This is a genomic window from Nocardia sp. 2TAF39 (assembly GCF_052114905.1).
Classification (GTDB): Bacteria; Actinomycetota; Actinomycetes; order Mycobacteriales; family Mycobacteriaceae; genus Nocardia.
In genome coordinates this window covers 144,856-162,822 of the sequence record NZ_JBFRFQ010000004.1, presented here as the reverse complement: position 1 = coordinate 162,822, position 17,967 = coordinate 144,856, and the positions used below count along the sequence as shown (strand labels likewise).

15 protein-coding genes are annotated in these 17,967 nt (G+C 69.1%); 9 read left to right on the top strand and 6 right to left on the bottom strand.

Features of this window, described 5'->3' with window-relative positions:
• The first annotated feature begins 53 nt into the window (after nt 1-53).
• Entirely contained in the window at nt 54-3,458 is a 3,405-nt protein-coding gene (locus tag AB4Z47_RS04330) for a UvrD-helicase domain-containing protein (RefSeq protein ID WP_441947978.1), read from the top strand.
• Complete coding sequence (gene recD / locus AB4Z47_RS04325; RefSeq protein WP_441947976.1) at nt 3,455-5,359, top strand: exodeoxyribonuclease V subunit alpha; 1,905 nt, start codon at nt 3,455-3,457, stop codon at nt 5,357-5,359. The genes AB4Z47_RS04330 and recD overlap by 4 nt, the downstream gene beginning before the upstream one ends.
• 332 nt (nt 5,360-5,691) lie before the next feature.
• Here recD and AB4Z47_RS04320 read toward each other — a convergent pair whose 3' ends face one another.
• From AB4Z47_RS04320 to AB4Z47_RS04310, 3 genes are all read right to left on the bottom strand, one after another.
• Nucleotides 5,692-5,997 (bottom strand): nitroreductase/quinone reductase family protein, encoded by a 306-nt coding sequence (locus AB4Z47_RS04320; protein WP_441947975.1) that lies wholly within the window; start codon nt 5,995-5,997, stop codon nt 5,692-5,694.
• Nucleotides 5,998-6,361: 364 nt separating this feature from the next.
• Nucleotides 6,362-7,300 carry an undecaprenyl-diphosphate phosphatase gene (locus AB4Z47_RS04315; RefSeq protein ID WP_441947974.1) on the bottom strand — a complete coding sequence of 313 codons (939 nt, stop codon included), beginning with the start codon at nt 7,298-7,300 and terminating at the stop codon, nt 6,362-6,364.
• Nucleotides 7,301-7,532: 232 nt separating this feature from the next.
• A complete protein-coding gene (locus AB4Z47_RS04310; RefSeq protein WP_441947973.1) occupies nt 7,533-8,186 on the bottom strand; it encodes a TetR/AcrR family transcriptional regulator in 654 nt (217 codons plus the stop codon).
• 104 nt (nt 8,187-8,290) lie between these two features.
• Here AB4Z47_RS04310 and AB4Z47_RS04305 point away from each other — a divergent pair, with 104 nt between their 5' ends.
• Genes AB4Z47_RS04305 through AB4Z47_RS04290 form a run of 4 tightly spaced genes read left to right on the top strand, consistent with a single transcriptional unit; the run spans nt 8,291 to nt 11,708 of the window.
• Nucleotides 8,291-9,166 (top strand): metal-dependent hydrolase, encoded by an 876-nt coding sequence (locus AB4Z47_RS04305; protein ID WP_441947972.1) that lies wholly within the window; start codon nt 8,291-8,293, stop codon nt 9,164-9,166.
• Complete coding sequence (locus AB4Z47_RS04300; RefSeq protein ID WP_441947971.1) at nt 9,163-10,233, top strand: PDR/VanB family oxidoreductase; 1,071 nt, start codon at nt 9,163-9,165, stop codon at nt 10,231-10,233. Before AB4Z47_RS04305 ends, AB4Z47_RS04300 begins: the two co-directional genes overlap by 4 nt.
• A gap of 12 nt (nt 10,234-10,245) precedes the next feature.
• The gene (locus AB4Z47_RS04295) at nt 10,246-10,788 is read left to right on the top strand and encodes a hypothetical protein (RefSeq protein ID WP_441947969.1); all 543 of its coding nucleotides are present in this window, start codon (nt 10,246-10,248) and stop codon (nt 10,786-10,788) included.
• A 5-nt stretch (nt 10,789-10,793) separates the two neighbouring features.
• Nucleotides 10,794-11,708, top strand: a complete 915-nt coding sequence (locus AB4Z47_RS04290; RefSeq protein ID WP_441948050.1) for a short-chain dehydrogenase/reductase — start codon at nt 10,794-10,796, stop codon at nt 11,706-11,708.
• Between the two features lie 16 nt (nt 11,709-11,724).
• On the opposite strand, the gene AB4Z47_RS04285 is transcribed toward AB4Z47_RS04290, so the two are convergent.
• Nucleotides 11,725-12,408, bottom strand: coding sequence for a TetR/AcrR family transcriptional regulator (locus AB4Z47_RS04285; RefSeq protein WP_441947968.1), 684 nt, complete (start codon nt 12,406-12,408; stop codon nt 11,725-11,727).
• A gap of 149 nt (nt 12,409-12,557) precedes the next feature.
• Between AB4Z47_RS04285 and AB4Z47_RS04280 the strand changes: the two genes are divergently transcribed.
• Nucleotides 12,558-14,129 carry a succinic semialdehyde dehydrogenase gene (locus AB4Z47_RS04280; protein ID WP_441947967.1) on the top strand — a complete coding sequence of 524 codons (1,572 nt, stop codon included), beginning with the start codon at nt 12,558-12,560 and terminating at the stop codon, nt 14,127-14,129.
• Between the two features lie 32 nt (nt 14,130-14,161).
• Nucleotides 14,162-14,992, top strand: coding sequence for an SDR family NAD(P)-dependent oxidoreductase (locus AB4Z47_RS04275; RefSeq protein ID WP_441947966.1), 831 nt, complete (start codon nt 14,162-14,164; stop codon nt 14,990-14,992).
• 99 nt (nt 14,993-15,091) lie between these two features.
• Here AB4Z47_RS04275 and AB4Z47_RS04270 read toward each other — a convergent pair whose 3' ends face one another.
• On the bottom strand, nt 15,092-15,892 hold the full coding sequence (locus tag AB4Z47_RS04270; RefSeq protein WP_441947964.1) for a putative protein N(5)-glutamine methyltransferase: 801 nt from the start codon (nt 15,890-15,892) through the stop codon (nt 15,092-15,094).
• Nucleotides 15,893-16,002: 110 nt separating this feature from the next.
• Complete coding sequence (locus AB4Z47_RS04265; RefSeq protein WP_441947962.1) at nt 16,003-16,875, bottom strand: YdcF family protein; 873 nt, start codon at nt 16,873-16,875, stop codon at nt 16,003-16,005.
• Nucleotides 16,876-17,081: 206 nt separating this feature from the next.
• Here AB4Z47_RS04265 and AB4Z47_RS04260 point away from each other — a divergent pair, with 206 nt between their 5' ends.
• On the top strand, nt 17,082-17,936 hold the full coding sequence (locus AB4Z47_RS04260) for a bifunctional 5,10-methylenetetrahydrofolate dehydrogenase/5,10-methenyltetrahydrofolate cyclohydrolase (protein WP_441947960.1): 855 nt from the start codon (nt 17,082-17,084) through the stop codon (nt 17,934-17,936).
• Nucleotides 17,937-17,967: the final 31 nt, after the last annotated feature.

The following is a 17,967-nucleotide window of genomic DNA, read 5'->3' as shown; positions in this document are numbered from 1 at the left end:
ACCCTTGTGCCGCCTGCCGAGCGTGCGACACCGGGCGCAGGAGGGAGGCACGCGTGACCGTGCAGGAGACCTCGTTCGCCACGCCCGGATTCGAGGCTACCGACCCGTTCCAGCTGTATGGTCCGCTGCCGACGGGGACGACCGTGCTGGAGGCCAGCGCGGGCACCGGCAAGACGCACGCCATCGTCGGTCTCGCCGTACGGTTCGTCGCCGAAGCCGGCATCGAGGTGTCGCAGCTGCTGCTGGTGACGTTCAGCCGGGCGGCGACACAGGAGCTGCGGGAACGCACGCGCGACCGGTTCGTCGCCGTCGCGGCGGGGCTGGCGGATCCGGACTCGGCGCGGGCACACGCCGACGACCTGATCCGATATCTGGCGCGGGCTGACGACGACGAGGTGCGGCTGCGGCGGCGCCGATTGCTGACCGCGCTCTCGGATTTCGACGCGGGCACCATCGCCACCACCCACAGCTTCTGTCAGCGCATGCTCGACGAACTCGGTCTCGCGGGAGAACACGATCCCGGTACCCGGCTGGTGGAGACCGTGGACGATCTCGTCGGCATTGTCGCCGACGATGTGTACCTCGACCGCTACGCCCGCGCCGAACCGCGCTTCTCTCTGAAAGAGGCACGCACCCTGGCGGTGGCCGCGGTGCGGGACCGCCACGCGGTGCTGGTTCCGGACGACGAGTCCGCGGCGGGTGATCGGGTGGCGTTCGCGCGCGCGGTGCGCGCGGAGACCGAGCGCCGCAAACGGCTGGCCGGGCTGCGCGACTTCGACGACCTGCTGGTCTTGCTGCACGACGTGCTCGCCGATCCCGAGCACGGCCCGCGCGCTTGCCGCCGCATTCGCGCGCGGTACCGCGTCGCCCTCGTCGACGAGTTCCAAGACACCGACCCGCTGCAGTGGGACATCCTGCGCACGTCCTTCCACGGGCACGCCACCCTGGTGCTGGTCGGCGACCCGAAGCAGGCGATCTACGCCTTTCGTGGCGCCGAGGTGCTCAGCTACCTGGACGCGGTCGCGCACGCCGACACGCGCATGGAACTCACCACCAACTGGCGCAGTGACGCGGGGCTCCTTGCCGCGCTGGACCACCTGCAAGGCGGTGCGGCGTTGGGGCACCCGGAGATCAGCGTGCACCCGGTCGACGCGACCAGACCGTGGTCGCGTCTGTCCGGCCCCGGTGAGCTGACCACCCCGATGCGGGTGCGGTGCTTGCCGCGGACCGGTGCGGGTCCGCTGAACAAGTCCGGCTTCCCGACGGTCGGCCGGATGCGGGCCGAGGTCGCCGCGGATCTGGCCGCAGACATCGTCCGCCTGCTCGAATCCGGTGTCCTGCTCGACGCGAAGGCCGAACCCGTTGTCGCCGCCGATGCCAGTGGGCTCACGACGCCCGGCGGCGCGGTGCGCACGCCGCTCGGGCCCGGCGATATCGCGGTCCTGGTGCGGACCCGGTCGCAGATCGACGTGGTGCGCGCCGCGCTGGACCGGGTCGGTGTCGCCTCCGTGCTCGCCGGCGGTACCAGCGTCTTCGCGACCAGCAGCGCGACGGACTGGCTGTGGCTGCTGCGGGCGCTGGAACAGCCGCACCGCGGCGACCGGGTGCGGCTTGCCGCGTGCACGCCGCTGCTCGGCGTCACGGCGGCCGAGATCGACAGCGGCGGCGCCGATCTGGTCGGTCGGATCAGCGCGCAACTGCGCGACGCGGCGCGGTTGTTCGCCCGTGCGGGTTTCGCCGCCGTTTTCGAGAAGATCTCCGCCGAAGCGCGTCTCGCGCAACGGCTGCTCGCCGTCGAGAACGGGGAACGTCAGCTCACCGACCTCCGCCACCTCGCGCAGCTGCTCGATCAGGTCGCGCTCACCGAGGGACTCGGGCTGACCGCGCTGACCAGGTGGCTGGCCGACCGGGTGCGTGATCCCGCCTCCGGCGCCGTGGCCGATCGCAGCCGCAGGCTCGACCGCGATGCCGCCGCCGTTCAGATCGCTACCGTGCACGCCAGTAAGGGACTCGAATTCCCCGTCGTCTATGTGCCTTTCGCGTGGGACAGCGCGAAGAACCCGTATCCGGCAACGTTGCTGTTCCACGCCGACGACGGTGCGCGCGTCCTCGACGTGGGTGGTCCGGACGCCCCGGGATACGCCGAACGCAAGGGGCGCTGCGAATTCGAGGAGTCGGGGGAGGAGCTTCGGCTGCTGTACGTCGCGCTGACCAGGGCTATGTGCCAGATAGTCGCATGGTGGGCGCCCGCGATCAGCACGGCGGCCTCTCCGCTGCACCGGATGGTGTTCGGGCGGACGGAGGGCGGTGCCGCGGTGCCTGCCCGCGCCGCGGTCCCGGCGGATGCCGTTGCGGCGTCGGCCCTTTCGGCATGGGCGGCAAGCGTCCCGGAGGCGATCGCGGTGACGGTGGTGGCCCGTGCCGACGATATCGCGATCCGGCGAGTGCGCCCCGAACCCGCGACCGGCGAGCTGGCGGCCGCGCGGTTCGACCGAGTCTTGGACCAGCAGTGGCGGCGCACCTCGTATTCGGCACTGACCGCCTCCGCGCACGGACCGGCCGCGCCGGAGGTCGACAGCGAGCCCGAGGGCGCCACGGGTGTCGATGACGAGCCCACCGGCACCCCACCGGTCGCCGAATCGAACCCAGAGCAGGCGGGTGTCGCCTCGCTGATGAACGCGCTGCCCTATGGCGCGGAGTTCGGCACCCTCGTGCACGGCGTGCTGGAACGGATCGACACCGACACCGTGGATCTGGATACCGAGGTGCGCGACCGGTGCCGCGAGGCCGTGACCGAACTGATGGCCGAGGCGGACCCGGAGCTCCTCGCCACCGCGCTGCTGGCCGTGCTGCGCACTCCGCTCGATCGCGGCTGCCTCGCTGATATCCCCTGCCGCGACCGGCTCAACGAGCTGGAATTCGAACTGCCGCTGGCGGGCGGCGACCGGCCCGGCGCCGCCGCGGCGACGCTGCGGCGAATCGCCGACGTGCTGCGTGCCCACCTGCCGTCGGACGACGACCTGTTCGAGTACGCGGACCATCTGGCGGCGCTGGAGGACATTCCGCTGCGCGGGTACCTGACCGGCAGCATCGACGCCGTCCTGCGCGTTACCGATGGCGCGGGCCCGCGCTTCGTCATAGTCGACTACAAGACCAACCGGCTCGGCACCGGCGACCTCACCGTCGCGCACTACACCCGCGATCGCATGGCCGGCGAGATGATGCGTTCCCACTATCCGTTGCAGGCACTGCTGTATTCCGTTGCACTGCATCGATATCTGCGCTGGCGACTGCCGGGCTACGACCCGGCCCGCCACCTCGGCGGCGCACGATACCTGTTCGTGCGCGGCATGATCGGACCGCACACGCCCGCGGGCTGCGGTGTATTCGACTGGAACCCGCCCGTCGACCTGATCGTCGCGCTGTCGGCGCTGCTGGCCGGGGAGGACCGGCGATGACCTCGATCCAGCTGGCGCAGCGGGGAACCGGGCTGTTGCGCACGTTCAACGAGGCGGGCGTGTTGTCGGCCGCCGACGTGCACGTGGCGCTCAGGCTGGGCAGGCTGGGCCGGGAGCCGTCCGAGCAGGTGCTGTTCGTCGCGGCGCTGGCCGTGCGCGCGGTGCGGTCCGGGTCGGTGTGCCTCGAGCTACACCGGATGCGGGAGATCGGTGTCGACGCCGACGAAACCTGGGACGCGGGAATAGATCCGGCGACGCTGCCGTGGCCGGACATCGCCGCAGTGGTGGCCGAGCTGCGGGTCAGCCCGCTGGTGCGCGGCGGACCGGCGGGGCCGTTGCGGCCGTTGCGACTGGTCGAATCGCAGAGTGCGGACGATTCCGGGCCGCTGCTCTACCTGGACCGGTATTACCAGCAGGAGCAGACCATCCGTCGGGTGCTCACCGAACGGTCCGGCAATCACCCGGTGGTCGATCCGGAGATTGTGCGCCGCGAACTGGACCGGTTGTTCGAGACGCCGACCGGTGCGACGCCCGACCGCCAGCGTCTGGCGGCCGCGCTCGCCGCGACGCAGTGGACCACCGTGGTCGCAGGCGGACCCGGCACCGGCAAAACCCACACCATCGCGCGGATCATCGCGTTGCTGGACGCACATCGCAAGGCCACCCCGAAGCTGCCCGCGCTGCGCATCGCGCTGGCCGCCCCGACCGGCAAGGCAGCAGCTCGCCTGCAGGAAGCCGTGCGCGAGCAAGCCGGGTCGCTCGGGCTGCCCGAGCTCACCGCCGCCACCCTGCACCGGCTGCTCGGCTGGCAGCGCGGTCGCACCACCCGATTCAAGCACCACGAATTCAACCGGCTGCCCTACGACGTGATCGTCGTGGACGAGACGTCGATGGTCTCGCTGACGATGATGAGCAGACTGCTGGCCGCGCTGCGCCCCGACACCCGCCTGGTCCTGGTCGGCGACCCGGACCAGCTCGCTTCGGTCGATGCGGGCGCGGTGCTCGCGGACCTGGTCGCCGGACCTGTCGCGGGCGCCCCGAACCCGGTGCTCGAGGAGATCCTCGGCCCGGAATCGGCTGCGCCCGAAGCTCATCCGGAGGCACTGACCACGCTGGAACGGACCCGTCTGCGTGGCGGCATCGTCCGGTTGACGCGCGGACGCAGGTTCGGCGGCCGGATCGCGGACCTTGCCGTCGCGGTACGGGCCGGCGACGCCGACACCGCGCTCGAACTGTTGCGTGCGAGCGGTACCGAACTGTCGCTGAGCGCGCCCGACGACATGGCCGCGGTGCGCGCCGACGTCGCGCGGGCCGCTCACGCGGTCACGGCCGCGGCGCTCGACGGGGACGCAGCCGGCGCGCTCACCGCCCTCGAATCGCACCGGCTGCTGTGTGCGCACCGCCAGGGCCCCTTCGGCGTCGAACGCTGGGATGGCATGGCCGCCGAGTGGGCCGCCGCCGCGGGAGCGGGGGCCGAATCGCACCAAGCGCCGTGGTATCCCGGCCAGCCGTTGCTGGTCACCGCGAATGATCACGAGGCCCGCATCTACAACGGCGACACCGGTGTCGTCGTGCGCATGCCCGACGGCTCGCTGCGTGCGGCACTGCAACGCGGCAGCGAGCCATACCTGGTTCACCCCACGCAGTTCCCCGCGGTGGTGACGGTGTTCGCGATGACCATCCACCGTAGCCAGGGCAGCCAGTACGACACCGTCTCGGTCGTGCTGCCCGAGCCCGAATCGACCCTGCTCACCAGGGAACTGCTCTACACCGCGATCACCCGTGCCCGCCGCCACGTGCGGATCATCGGGACCGACGAATCGGTCCGGGCGGGCATTGCGCGTCGAGTGCTGCGTGCTAGTGGACTATCGCGCAGAGAAGGGGAACCGGGCGCTCGATGACGGAATCTCATGTTCGTGGAGCCGTCGGCGCGAAGAACGCACTACTGAATATGGAGGCGTCGCATGAGCGAGCGAAGCGAGCGCACCGGTGCCGACAGTTGCATCGTTCGGCCGTAGCATCGTGATTGTGGCCAGGGGGCTGCACCGATTCGGCAATGCTCAATGCTGCGAGGTACATTCGTCTCGTCAACCATTGAGCGATCGGTCGGTAGGCGCGAATACCCCCGAACGAGCCCCGAACCGACGCAGATCGGTCCGGGGCTCGATTGGTATGTGCGCCCCCTCATTCCACGACCGATCGCCGACGCACGCCTCGTCGTGGCATGGTCCGTTCAGCTCGCCTCGTCGAGCCGCACCTTCACCATGACACGGCCGCGTTCGTCGCGCCGCGCCACGGCATGTCCGCGCCTATCGGCACCATTCAAATGCAGTGTGATCGAACCGCCCTCACCGAGGAAGTTCCGCCACCAGCTCTTCTTGTCCGGCATGGCGACTCCGATGAGGAGCTCGTTGCCCTTTCGTCGGTAGTTCACAGGCGTGCTGAATGTCCGCCCGGACCGCCGCCCCACATACGTGATCACCACGAACCCCTTGCCCATCAGAGGCCCGAGCACCGGCACCTCGAGGAGGGCGGCCACCCCGGTATTGAATCCTCGCGCGACGCGACCCAGCCCCGTTTTCAGCCCCACAGTGTTCTCCCGGTCAGCAGGCGGAAATATCCGAACACCGCCACCCTAACCCACCGCAGCGGTAGCTCACCTCGGTGTCGGTATCCGCCGCGGTCGACGCGCAGCACAGTCACTGGCCCCGCGCGGCATCGCGCTCGACGTGAGCGCGCACAGTTCGAGCGTGATTACGGTGTGACGTTGATTCCGCTGCCCATGGCAGGTATTGGCGGATTCGGCCCGACAGCATGTCGTGGCGTTTGTGGGCGAAGTGGCCGTCCCCGGTTGTGCGGCCACACTACGCAATTGTCGAATTCGGCCTGCGTCGGAGGCGACCTCAGCTGAATCGGACAATCGAGAGCAGCCCGGCGACCAGGCAGTACACCGCGAACGGCAGCAGCGTGCGGGTGTGGAAGTACCGCTCCAGGAACCGCACTGCCAGCCACGACGACACCCCGGACACGAGCGCGCCGACCAGCATCGGTCCGCGGATGCCGTCGGTGTTCGGCCCGACAAGTTCCGGTAACTCCACTATCCCCGCACCCAGGATCGCCGGAGTGGCAAGCAGGAAGGCGAATTTGGCGGCGTGCTCGTGTTCGAGACCACGCCACAAACCGCCGACCATGGTGAGACCTGCCCGGCTGAACCCGGTCAGCAGCGCGCCGACTTGGGCGAAGCCGATGCCGACGGCGTCCCCGACCCCGAGGGCGGCCAGTGGCCGGTCGGATTGGCGGCACGTTTCCGCTTCAGCGGTGAGAACGCCTCTGCGTGCCTCCCGTCGAGCGAACCGTCGCCCGTATTCCGCCAGTGACGGCGCGTTCCGTCGGCGCAGTCCCTCACCGAGAATCAGCACGACACCGTTCAGGGTCAGGAAAACGCTGGCGTAGGTCGGCGCCGCGAACAGAGCGTGCAGCGGATGTTCCAGCAACGGCCCGAGGACACCGACCGGCATGGTGGCGATCACGATCAGCCACGCGAGCCGCTGGGGCACGGTGTCGAGGCGCCTGGTCTGCAGCGTGGTGATGAAACCGGCGCCGATGGCACACCAGTCGCGCCAGTAGTAGCCGAGTAGCGCCACCGCCGTCGCCACGTGCAACCCGACCACGAAAGCCAGATATGGTGTGCCCGTGACGGATTCGCCTTGGTTGGCCAACTTCTTCCAATCGCCTCCGAGCCATGCGGCAACCAACACGGAGTGCCCGAGGCTCGAGATCGGGAACAGTTCGGTGACACCCTGCACCGCGCCGATGACAGTCGCTTGAAAGTAGGTGAGCATCGTGACGAGTCTCGCATGGGCCCAACGAAACGGCCGGAGGGCCCTTTCCTGAGCCGGCATGTCCGAACGCCTTTTCCTTCAGTAACTTTCGTCTCGTTGGAGAGTCGCGCGAACCCGGGTGGAAACGTGGGACCTATCTGCGCGACCTGGTCGTGCTCCGGCACGGTTCGGTCGCCGACCGCGCCGTGCGTTTCGAGCGTGCGCGGCGGTCCGGGCCGGTCGGGACGAGGGACTAAGCCTCGTTATGCGGTGCGGAGCGCGCCGTGGCGATCCGTTCGATGACATTCGCGGCATGCTCGTCGAAACGTTTTCGCGGAACGGGTATCTCGCCGTCCAGCCACGGTGGGTAGAGGTAGGCGAGGGCGCCGAAGATGGCACTGGCGTTGAGCGCGTTGTCGAACTCGTCGGGCACCGAGTCGCTCGCGCCGATGATCAGTGCGATCGGCGCGGTGAACAATCCGATGAGCTCGTGGGCGTGCGGCATCAGCACCGGCGTGGCCTGAGATTCCACGAACATGATCCGGCCGCGGCGGCGGTCCTCCACCAGGTAGTCGGTGAAGACGCCGACCATGTGGCGGAACATCGCGTCGCGTTCGATCGGCGCATGGGGTAGCTCCTCGAGCAGCCGGTCGCGTGCGCCGACGACCACGGTGTCGAGCACGGTGGTCAGCAGCGCGTCCAGGTTGGGGAAGCTCTCGTAGAAGTAGCGCTCCGTCAGCCCGGCCTGCCTGCACACGCCGCGCATCGAGGTCTCCGCGGCGCCGATGGTGGCCATCAACTCCGTGCACGCTTCGATCAGCTGTTCCCGCCGGGCGGCGACCCGATCGGCGGGAGAGCGTCCGCGCCAGTGACGCATACCCGGAACCGATCCGTCCGCTTCGACCATGGCGCCATCCTCTCATAGCTCCTGAGTTGACATCATGTGATGTTGACAGCATGTGATGTCATCAATAGATTGCGAGAAGGACGACCAATGATGAGGGGTGTGATATGGGGCCTGCCGCCTACGTCGACCAGGCACACGCGATCAACGCGCGCGCCGTCGACTTCGATTTCACCACGGTGCCGATGCATTACATCCCCGGCGAGGCGATGGCCACGCACATCATCAACGTGATGCACCTGGTGCTACCGGAAGGCGAACGCGCGATGGCGCAGACGCTCGCCGAAGCGCTACCCCTGATCGAGGACGAGCGGCTACGCGAGGAAGTCCGCGGCTTCATCGGCCAGGAGGCCATGCACGCGAACTCGCACGAGAAGGCGCGGCGGCAGCTGGAACGGCTCGGCCTCGAGGTCGGCCCGATGGTCGAGAGTGTCGCATGGCTGATCGACCGGGTGCTCGGTGACCACGGGCTGACCGGTCGGGCGAAGCACGAGTGGCTGTGCGAGCGGCTGGCGCTGTTCGCCGGCATGGAGCACTACACCGCCGTGATCGGCGAATGGTTGCTGACCAACGACAAACTGGATGCCAAGGGCATGCACCCGGCGATGCTGGACCTCATCCGCTGGCACGGGGCCGAGGAGGTCGAGCACCGCAACGTGGTCTACGACGCGTACATGTACGTCGACGGCGGCTACGGCCGTAAGGCACGGCAGGCGCTCATCGCCAGTTCGGGATTGCTCGTCCTGTTCGTCATCTCGGGCGGCTATTTGTTCCACAAGGACCCGTCCAGGAACAAGGGGCGCTTCTGGCCGCTACAGCTGGCCAGCGCGTCGGTCCGGGGGGTGGTGCCCAGCCTCACCACCTTCTTCACCGAAATCCCGCGTTACCTGCGGCCGGGCTTCCACCCGTCGCAGCTGGGTCCGAAGGACAACGCGCTGCGCTACCTCGCCCAATCGCCCGCGGCACGGGCGGCGGACGCATGACGGCCGTCGGCGAGCGGTTCCGTCCCGGCGCCGCGCTGCGGCTGATCGGTTCGGCGGCCGACGCGTACAAGCGAATCTTTGTCGAAGGCGATGCCGCGCAGCTGCTTTCGCGACCGCATCCGGTGCGGCGCACCGGCTACGACTTCGAGGTGGTCGTCGAGCGGATCGAGCAGGAGGCCGACGAGGTGGTCAGCCTGACGCTGCGCGACCCCGACGGTGCGCCGCTCCCCGCCTGGACGCCCGGCGCGCATCTCGACGTCTTCCTGCCATCGGGTCGTCAGCGGCAGTACTCGCTCACCGGCGACCCGGACGACCGCCGCTCCTACCGGATCGCGGTGCGCCTCATCGTCGGCGGCGATGGCGGCTCCGTGGAGATCCACCGGCGGCTGCGGGCGGGCGACCGGCTCCGTGTGCGGGGGCCGCGCAACGCCTTCGCGTTCGTCGAGGCGCCCTGCTATCTGTTCGTCGCGGGCGGCATCGGGATCACGCCGATCCTGCCGATGGTCGCCGCAGCCGAACGTGCAGGAGTGCCCTGGCGGCTGATGTATCTGGGCCGCACCAGGTCGCGGATGCCGTTTCTGTACGAGCTCGCCCAGTGCACCGGCGGCGATGTCGTGGTGCGGCCGGACGACGAGTTCGGCGCCCCGCACGCCAGGATGATCTTCGAGCAGGCGCCGACCGGTGCCGCGGTGTATGTCTGCGGGCCGCCTCCGCTGGCCGAGGCAGCGCGAGCGGTGCTCGCGCTGCACGACCCCTCGGTCTCGCTGCACACCGAGCGGTTCTCGCCGCTGCCCGTGCGAAACGGCGAGCCGTTCCGTATCCGTCTGCACCGCAGTGGATTCGACGTGGAGGTGGCTGCCGACGAGTCCGCGCTCACGGCGGTCCGCCGGGTGCTGCCCGGCGTCGCGTACTCCTGCCAACAGGGCTTCTGTGGCACCTGCAAGACCCGGGTGCGGGCGGGTGTGGTGGAGCACCGGGACCTCCTGCTGCCCGACGCCGAACGCGAGCACGCGATGTTGACCTGCGTCTCCCGTTCGCGCGGTGGCGAACTCGAACTGGATCTGTGAGTTCGGCGGGCAATGACCGAGGGTATCGAGGAGATCCGCGCCAACTCCGTCCTCAGCGCCGACGGTGTCGAGCACGAGGCGGACACGATCATCCGGGGCACTGGATTCGGCGTGTTGCCGAGGGTTTTCGACCGCGAGCACGGCACCGACGGACGCTCGATCTGCGACCGCTACCGAGAACGTTTGAGCAGCTACTTCGGCGCGACGCTCGCGGGATTCCCGAACTTCTTCGGTGCGCTCGGGCCGTTCGGTGTGGCGGGCAATCCGCCCGCGATCTCTATGATCGAGGCGCAGGTTCGCTATATCGTCGATGCCGTGACCACCATGCGTGCGCAGAACATTCGCCGGATCGATGTGCGTGAGAAGGTCCAGCGGGCCTTCCTCGACGAGGTGAGCGAACGCAGCCGCGACACCGCCTGGCTCACCGGCGGCTGCCGCAGCTACTACCTGACGGCCGATGGCGGCTACGCGGGGCTATATCCGAACTGGAGCTTCGAATATCGGCGGCGCACAAGCCGGTTCGATCCGGAGTCCTACGAGGTGCGGGTCCGGTGAGCGTCATGGGCCTGCTGCGTCAGGTGCTGCCGCTGCCCGCCCCGTTCGCCGCGGAAACACTGGACGTGCGGGGACGGGTGGTCGCGATCACCGGTGCGGGCACCGGCATCGGCCGGGCCCTCGCCGAGAAGCTCTACGCCACGGGCGCTTCGCTGGCGCTGATCGACATCGACCAGGCCGCCGCGGCGGCGGTCGGACGCTCGATGGGGGAGCGCGCGCTGGTCGTGCGTGCGGACGTGTCCGATCGAATCGGCATGCGCGAGGCCATGTCCCGGGTGCGTGCCCGATTCGGCCGGATCGATGTGGTGGTCGCCAACGCGGGGGTGGTGCCCCAGCCTGCGACGATCCGGACGATGAACCCCGGTGATTTCGATCGCGTCATCGGCATCAACGTGACCGGCGTGTTCAACACCGTGCACCCGGCGCTGGACGACGTCATCGCCGCCAAGGGACATGTCGTGGTGGTCTCATCCGCCGCGGCATTCGCGCCGGGGATGGGCGGCTCGCCCTACATGGTGAGCAAGGCCGCGGTCGAGCAGTTCGGGCGGGCATTGCGGGTCGAGCTGGCCGCGGTCGGGGCCACCGCCGGTGTCGCGTATTTCGGCATCGTCGACACCGCGATGACGCACGGCACCCTCGACGAGGACGAGCTGGGCGCCGATCTCGGAGCGCTGCTGCCCTGGCCGCTGAACCAGCGGATCACAGTGCGGGAGGCGGCCGAATCTCTCGCGCAGGGCATCGCGCACCGTGCGCCGCGCACCATCGCGCCGCCGCAGTGGGAACTCTACGCCCTGTTCCGCGGCGTGATCAACGTGGTGCTCGACAACCAGCTCGCGCGCGATCCGCGCGTGCACGCTCTGATCCACCGCGTCGAACAGCGGATCGCCGAAAGTCGTCCGATCAGCCCCGTGCCGCACTGAGCCGCGGGCTCGTCGATCACAGGGCGGTGGGAAAGATTCCCGGGAGCGCCAGCGCGTATTCGAGGTCGGTTCGGGTGCCAAGAGTGGTGAGCAGCACCCGGATCATCGTGAGGCGCGCGGCCGCGACAGTGTCGGCGTCCGGTTCGGTGCCGGGCGCGGCGCCCGAAGAAATCCGGTAGACCACGTACTCACAGACGTGCAGGGCGGCGTCCAGGTCCAGCGGGCTCGGTGCCGGGCGGTCGAGTTCGGCGAAGGTGTCGCGCACCAGAGCGCGGATGTCGTCGAGCGCACGCTCCCGGTACGCCGAGACCGGGGAGCCCGGATCATGCAGCTCGGCGAACAGCGGCCGCAGCATGGGGCCATGGCCGCGGGCCCAGTCCAGGTAGGCGTCGATCAGCCGAATGCCGAGCTCGACTGGTTCGTCCGTGCCGGTCAGCGCCGTGCGGATACCGTTGACCAGCCGCTCGTTGGAGCTGTCGAGCACCACGTGGAGCGGTTCGGTCGCGTTGCCGAAATAGCGGTAGAAGGTAGGCCGGGCCAGCCCGGCCTGCTCGATGATCTGCGCGACACTCAGCCCGCGCGAACCGTGGTGGGTGAACACCTGCGCGGTGGCGAACACGATTCTGGCGCGTACCTCTTCGGCTTGCTCCTGGGTCTGGGGCGGCCGTCCGCGCCGCGCGGCCGTGGTCTCAGCGGACATGGTGATGCCTCACAGCGCTGTTGTCGGGATACCTGCGTCCCACAACGAACAGCTTGACACGAGGAGCGGCATCCACATTAATCTAACACTGATGTTCAGTTAAATGGATGTGAATCCGCCGCATCCACCATCTTTCGAGAGGCCCGACCATGACGACCGCCCCCGAGCTGGCCGGCGCCGACGCGCTGCCATCGTCGCTGGTACAGCCGCTGCTCGCGCACGCCGTCGCGGGCGGCGCCCCTGCGGTCGAGGTGTTCGCGCCCTCGACCGGCACGAAGATCGCCGACCTGCCGCAATCGTCCACCGGCGACATCGAGACCGCGTTTGCGACCACGCGGGAAGCGCAACGCGAGTGGGCGCGGCGACCGATCCGGCAACGGACCGCGGTGCTGCGCCGGTTCCACGACATCGTCCTCGCCGAGCAGGACACCATCCTCGACATCGTGCAGACCGAGACCGGCAAGTCGCGCGCGCACGCCTTCGATGAAGTCGGCGATGTGGCGGTCAACGCCAGGTACTACGCCACGGTCGCCAACCGGCTGCTTGCCACCCGCAAGCGGCGCGGTGTGCTTCCGGCCCTCACCCGGGTCGACGTCCGGTACCGGCCCAAGGGTGTGGTCGCGGTCATCTCGCCGTGGAACTATCCGCTGGCGCTGGCCGCCTCCGACGCGCTGCCCGCTCTCGTCGCGGGCAATGCGGTGGTGGCGCGGCCGGACAACCAGACCGCGCTCACCGCACTGTGGGCGATCGACGCCGCCGAGCGAGCCGGCCTGCCACGCGGGCTGTGGCAGGCGGTGCTCGGACGCGGTTCCGTGATCGGTGGCGAAGTGATCGCCCGCGCCGACTATGTCGACTACACCGGCTCCAGTGCGACCGGCCGGACCATCGCCCAGCAGGCAGGCGAGCGGCTGATCGGGTGCTCGCTCGAGCTCGGCGGCAAGAACCCGCTGCTGGTGCTCGCCGACGCGGACGTCTCGCGCGCGGCCAAAATCGCCATCCGCGCCTGCTTCGCCTCGGCGGGGCAGCTGTGCGAGTCGATGGAGCGGATCTACGTCCACGACAGCGTGTACGACCGCTTCGTGAGCGAATTCATCGGGCACGTCGAGGCCATCGAGCTGGGCGGCGGGCTGGACTACGACAGCGACATGGGATCGCTGACCTTCCAGCGGCAACTGGACACGGTCACCGCGCACGTCGACGACGCGGTCGCGAAGGGGGCCACCGTGCTGGCGGGCGGTCGCGCCCGCCCGGATCTCGGCCCGTACTTCTACGAGCCGACGGTATTGGCCGACGTGCGGCCCGGCATGACGGTCTACCGCGAGGAGACCTTCGGGCCGGTGGTCTCGATCTACCGGGTCGGCAGCGACGACGAGGCGGTCGCGCAGGCCAACGACACCGCCTACGGACTCAACGCCAGCGTGTGGACAAGGGACACCGGCCGCGGCCGCACGCTGGCCGCGCGGATCAACGCCGGCTCGGTGAACGTCAACGAGGGTTTCATCGCCGCGTGGGGCAGCGCCGACGCGCCGTCCGGTGGGCTCGGTATCTCCGGAACCGGGCGCAGACACGGTCCCGAAGGGCTGCTGAAGTACATCGACACCCAGACCATCGCGGTGCAGCGGGTACTGCCGATCGCACCGCTGCCCGGCATGTCCGATGCGGTGTGGGCCAAGACCATGACGCTGTACTTCGGCGTCATGAAAGCGCTGCGACAGAAATAGCTCGCACGACTCAGGGATCAGGAAAGAGACGGATGGGACTGGGCACGGTTGCGGGCAAGAGGGTTCTGGTCACCGGCGCCGCGATGGGTCTCGGCAAGCTGTTTGCCGAACGCGCGGTGCGTGAGGGCGCCGCGGCGGTGGTGTTGTGGGACGTCGACGAGGACGCGCTGAAGGACACCGCCGCCGAGCTGACGGGGCTCGGCGGCGCCGTCCACCACTACGTGGTCGACGTGTCCGTGCCAGCGGCGATCGTCGAGGCGGCGGGGACCGTGCGTCACGAGGTCGGCGGAATCGACATCCTGGTCAACAACGCAGGCATCGTGCGCGGCAACAGCTACTTCTGGGAAACCGAGAACCGCCGCGACATCGACAAAACGATGGCGATCAACTCGCTGGCCCCGATGTATGTCACCCTCGAGTTCCTGCCGGCCATGGTGGCGGGCTCCGCCGAGGCGCGGGTGCTGACCATCGCGTCGTCCGCGGGCCTGGTCGCCAATCCGCGAATGAGCGTCTACGCCGCGTCCAAGTGGGCGGCACTGGGCTGGTCGGACTCGGTTCGCATCGAGCTGGAGCAGGCCGGTCACGACCATGTGAAGGTCACCACGGTCTGCCCGACCTACATCGATACCGGAATGTTCCAAGGCGCCAAGGGATTCCTGTTCACCCCGATCCTGGAACAGGACGCCGTGGTCGAGACGTCGTGGCGCGAGATGAAGAACGGCACGCCCTTGGTGGTGCTGCCGTGGACTTCGCGGCTGAACAAGGCCATCTCCGGGTTGCTCCCGATCAAACTGCGTGACCTGTTCCTGAGCGCGGTCGGCGTCTACCACTCGATGGATGAGTTCACCGGACACAAGAAGTAGTGCGCCACAGCATGTCCGTCGCCGCGGTCGCGCGTTTGCTGTCCGGTGCGGTCGGCTGGTGATTCGCCAGCCATCGCTGACTATCGTGGCCGACGTCGGTCAGGCGGGGCGGGTGCCGATCACGACGGTCGCGTAGTGCTCGTCGGACTCCGCGATTCGGCCCGCGAGTCCATGTCTTGCCAGCACGGCGAGCGCGACCGGCGCCTGCTGCTCGCTGGACTCGACGAGCAGGTGCCCGCCCGGGGCGAGCCAGGAGGGTGCCTCGGCGACGACGCGGCGGAAGATGTCGAGTCCGTCGGGGCCGCCGTCGAGGGCGATACGCGGTTCGTGGTCGCGGGCCTCCGGGGGCATCCGCGCGATCATCTCCGAGGGCACATACGGGGTATTGCAGAGCAGGATGTCGATGCAGCCGCACAGCTCGCCGGGCAAGGGTTCGAAAAGGTCGCCCTGATAGACCGGGGCGCCGAGCGGGGTGAGATTTCGGCGGGCGCACTCGACCGCGACCGGATCGATGTCGGCCGCCGCCAGTGTCACCGGGCGCGCCTCGGCGGTGATGATCGTGGCGACCGCGGTGCCCAGAGCGCCCGAGCCGCAACACAGGTCGACGACCACCGGGTGGCCGGGCTTGGCACGGATCAGGTCGGCCGCTTCGTCGACGAGGAATGCGGTCCGTTGCCTCGGCACGAAGACGCCCGGGGCCACGGCGATCCGGAGCCCGTGGAACTCGGCCCAGCCGAGCAGATGCTCCAGCGGTGTACCGGAGACACGCTGCGCGACGAGCACCTCGAGTGCGGCACCGGTCTCCGCGGCGGCCGCGGTGAGCAGCCGCGCCTCGTCCTCCGCGAACACGCAGCCCGCCGCCCGCAGTTGACCGACCACATCGCTACGTCCGGCTGGCATCACCGATCCATCCTGCCGTGCGCCCCGATGATCCCGCCAACGGATTTCGGCGCACCCGGTCGGGGACCCGCACCGCACAGACCCTCGAGCGGGTGCGGATCTCCGCGCGATCAGCCGGCGGTGTTCTGCTGGAAGGTGCGTATAGCGTCGAGATAGATGCCGCGCTGGGATGGCTTGGCGGGCGGCGGTAGGTGCGAGACGAGCTGCTCGAGCGAGGTCATCGCCCCGACGACCCGTGTGCCCGCGACGATGAAATCGGCGACGGCGCGGCGGACGTGGTTGGGCGAGGTGACCACGATCGCGCTTGTCGCGCCCGCGTCCCGCAGCATCCTGGTGCTGAACAGGGCGTTTTGCACGGTAGAGCTCGCACGGGTCTCCACATTGATACGCGATTGCGGCACGCCGTGGCCGACCAGCCAGTTGCGCATGGCCTCGGCCTCGGTGATGCCGTTCTGGGGGTTGCCGCCGGTGACCACGATGGGCGAACCGGGAGCCGCGAGCGACTGCAGCCAGGCGGCGGTCAACCGGTTCTCCAGCTCGGGGCGCAACGAGCCGTCCGGGAGCAGGCCGTAACCGAGGACGACGATGCCGGTCTGCGGCCCGGCCAGCGCCGGCAGTGGATTGGGCAGGGTGCCGACCGCGGCGCGGATGGCGCCGAGGACGTTGTCGGTGTCCCGCGCCATTGCCGGGTCGACGATGTGCAGCCGTCCTATCGCGCCGGCGAACGCGGGGAGGTCGCCCGCGTAGTCGGACCAGATGGCTTGCAGGGCCAGCGCTTCGGCGTGATTGGGATCCGCCCCGATGAGGGTACGCAGGTCGGCGCGGCCCGCGGCGTCGTTGCCGTCGGTGAAGTTGCGCTGGGCGGAGTTGTAGAGGGCGTCGGTGTCCGGCGCCGCGTGTGCGGGAACACCGGCGAGACCGGTGATGGTGCAGGCCGCGAACGCCGTCGCGACAAGAAATTTCCAATGCCTCGAGTTCTTCACTACAGTCGACACCTTTCCGCGGAGGAAACCGGTTGACATTTGCTGACAGTTAGCGGAACAAAGTGCATATCACAATACGGGCGCCTGACCTCGATATAGTGCAATTGCCAGGAGGATTCTTCGACCTATTCTCGGCGCAGGTACGCACGGGCGCGCCGGTGGACTGCGCGCAAGCCGGTAGGCCGACCGGGATAGGGTGTGTCAACGTGGATACCGTTTCGCTGTCCGGCAAGGAACTCGCCGCCGCCATCAACGCCGACACCAAGGACCGCGCCGCCGCGCTCACCGGCCGCGGACCGGCGCCGCGCCTTGCCTTGATCGTGGCGAACGACGACCCCGCCAGCGCCTGGTATGTGAACTCACTGCGCAAGGCGGCCGGGCGTCTCGGAATCGCGTGCGACACTGTCGATCTCGGCGTTGACGCGAGCATCGACGCGATCCGTCAGGAGCTCGCCGCGCGCGGCACGGACAGCGCCACCGACGCGATCATGCTGCAGACCCCCCTCCCCAGCGGCATCACCCTGGACGACGTGAGCTCCGCGATCGTCGCGACCAAGGATGTCGACGGCGTGAGCCCGCTGTCGCTCGGCCTGCTCGCGGCGGGACTCGCTGGTTTCGTCCCCGCCACATCCGAGGCGGTGGTCGAACTGCTGAAGCATCACGAAATCCCGCTCTCCGGTCGGCATGTGGTGGTCGTCGGCCGCTCGAATATTGTCGGGAAGCCGCTCGCCCAACTGTTGCTCGCCGAGGACGCCACCGTCACGGTGTGCCATTCCCGTACCGCCGACCTGGCGGCGGTCACCGTCACCGCCGATATCGTGGTCGCCGCGGCGGGCCGCATCGGCCTGCTCTCCGGCAAACACGTCCGAGACGGTGCGGTGGTAGTCGACGTCGGCACCAACGAGGCGCCCGACGGCAAGATCGTCGGCGATGTCGACGCGGAGTCGGTGCGCGGCAGGGCCGCCGGACTCAGCCCGGTGCCGGGCGGCGTCGGCCCGGTCACCACCGCCCTGCTGATGCGCCACGTAGTGGTTGCCGCGGAAAACGCGCGGATGAGTTGAGGCTGCCGCCAAGCGTCGATCCTTCCGGGTC